Source organism: Methylobacterium crusticola (assembly GCF_003574465.1).
Lineage (GTDB): Bacteria > Pseudomonadota > Alphaproteobacteria > Rhizobiales > Beijerinckiaceae > Methylobacterium > Methylobacterium crusticola.
This window is the reverse complement of sequence record NZ_QOWC01000424.1, coordinates 1-2,387: the sequence shown is the minus strand read 5'-3', so window position 1 is coordinate 2,387 and position 2,387 is coordinate 1. Positions and strand designations below refer to the sequence as shown.

Below are 2,387 nucleotides of genomic sequence, written 5' to 3'. Positions count from 1 at the left end.
CGGGCCCCGGGAGGCGCGGGGGCCGGGGCCGCCGGGGCGCGAGGGCGGCGGCGAGCCGGGCGGGGTCGAGGAGCGGGACCATCTCCCCGGTGGCGCAAAGGAGCGCCGACCCGGCCGTTCCGACGCGCCCCGCCCCGCCCGGGCCGCGGCGGAGCCGCGCCGGCGCGAGTTCGGCCACGGCGTCGACCATGAGGCCCAGGAGCCCGTCCGCCTGCGCGACGACGATCCGCCCGGGCGCGGCCGGGGAGGCATCGCCGGGCCGCAGGAGCCGGCGCAGGTCGAGCACCGGCAGGGCCGTGCCGCGGTGGTTGGCGAGGCCCGCGAGGGCCTCCGGCCCGCCGGGGCCGCGGGTCAGCGCCGGGACCCGCATCAGCGCGCGCACGCAGGTGGCCGGGAGCGCGTACCGGCCGGGGCCGAGGCGGACGACGAGGACGCGCCCCTCCGCCGACGGAGCCGGCCGCGAGGCCGCGTCACCTGTCAGGGCGTCACCTGTCAGGGCGTCACCTGGCGGTGCGTCACCTGGCGGGGCGTCACCCATCCGCGCGCTGCACCTCGCCCGAGAGCGAGGCGATCTCCTCGACGGCGGCGGCCAGGTCCTCGGCGCCGCGGGCCTGCTCGCGGGCCGCGGTCGCGGCCTCGCCCGCCGCGCGGTCGGCCTCCTCGGTCGCCGCCGCGATCTGGCGCGCGCCGTGGAGCGCCGCCGCGACCGCCGCCAGGATGGCGTCGGTTCCCGCCGCGATCTCGCCGTTGGCGCGGGCCAGCTCCGCCACGTCGGTCTCGACGGATCCGAGGCTCGCGACGATGCCGCGGCCGCGCTCCACCTCGCCCTCCGCGGTGGCGGCGACCTGCTCCAGCACGCGCCGGACCGCCGCGGCGCCGTCCTGGAGGTCGCGCACCGTGCCGCGGATGCGGCCGGCATTCGCGGCCGCGTCCCGGGCCAGCGCCCGGATGTCGGCCGACACCACGGCGAAGCCCTGGCCGCTCTCGCCCGCGCGGGCGGCCTCGATGGCGCCGCTGACCGCCAGCATGCTGATCTGGACCGCCACGAGGGCGATCCCCTCGACGATGGTGTCGATGCGCCGGTTGTGGCCCTCCAGCACGCCGACCCGGCCGAGGCAGGTCCGCACCGCCTCGCGGGAGACGCCCACGCCCTGGGTCAGGGCGGCGACCGCCGTGCCGCCCTGACCCAGGGCGTGGGCGACGCCCGCCACCGTCCGCAGGGCGTCCGTCGCCCGGGCCCGGGCGGCCTCGGCGCCGCGGGCGATCTGGCCCATGGCGGCGCCCGATTGCTGCGTGGCCGCGCTCTGGAGGCCGGTGCCGCGGCTGATCTGGTCGAGGGCGGCGAGGATCTCGCCCGCCGCGCCGCTGAGCTCCTGCACCGTGGCGGACAGGCCCTCGGCGGCCGTGACGATCTCCTCCGCGCTCACCGCCCGGGCGCCGCCCCGCGACGCGTCCACGAGGTCGGCGAGCCCCCGCGCCGTGGCCCGGCTCTCCTCCAGCGCGTCGGCCTGCTGCAGGATGGCCCGCAGGGCCTCCTCGGCCGCCGCCGCCTGCTCCTGCGCCGCGCTCGCGATCTGCGCGGCGCCGGCCTGCGCCTCGCGGATCGCCGTCTCCGCCTCGATGGCGGCCCCGAGGATCGACTGGGTGCCCTCCGCGAGGGCCGCGAGGTCGGCCCGCGCCGCGTCGAGGTGCCCTGTCACCCGGGCGCCCCGCTCGGCCTGCTTCGCCGCGGAGGCGGCCACGGACCGGATGGCCTCGCCGATCCCGCGCACCTCCTGGCGGATCGCCTCCGCCAGGAGGTGGACGTCCCGGGCGGAGACCTCGGCCTGCTCGGCGAGGGCGCGGACCTCGTCGGCCACCACCGCGAAGCCGCGCCCCGCCTCGCCGGCCCGCGCCGCCTCGATGGCGGCGTTGAGGGCGAGGAGGTTGGTCTGGTCGGAGACCGCCGCGATGGCGCCGGTGATCTCCCCAACCTGGCCGGCCCCGCGGTCGAGGTCCTCCACGACGGCGACCGAGGCGGTCTGGCGCACGGCGTCGATCTGGATGGCGGCGACGGAGGCGGCGATCTGCGCGCTCGCCTCGATCAGCAGCGCCTGGAACGCGGCGGTGCGCTGGCGCGCCTCGTCGGCGCGGGCGCGGGCCTCGGCGAACTGGCGCACGACGGTGGCGATGGCCGCCGCCGAGTCCTGCGCGGCGCCCGCGGCCTCCTCGGCCCCGCTGCCGATCTCCTCCATGGCGCGGCGCAGCTGCGCGGCGGCGCCGGAGGCCTGCGCGATGCCGGCGGCGAGCTCCTGCGTGGCGGCGGCGAGCCGCTCGGCGGCCTTCTGGCGGCGCGTCCCCGCCGCCTCACGCGTCCCCGCGGCCTCACGCGTCCGCGCGCCCTCGCG

2 protein-coding genes are annotated in these 2,387 nt (G+C 80.2%); both read right to left on the bottom strand.

From position 1 onward, the window contains the following. Window positions 1-538: chemotaxis protein CheW (locus tag DT057_RS34595; RefSeq protein ID WP_162501612.1), on the bottom strand; the 538-nt coding region annotated here is incomplete at its 3' end. Continuing rightward, a partial coding sequence (locus DT057_RS34590) for a methyl-accepting chemotaxis protein (protein WP_128566513.1) occupies window positions 531-2,387 on the bottom strand: 1,857 nt, incomplete at its 5' end. The genes DT057_RS34590 and DT057_RS34595, both read right to left, overlap by 8 nt.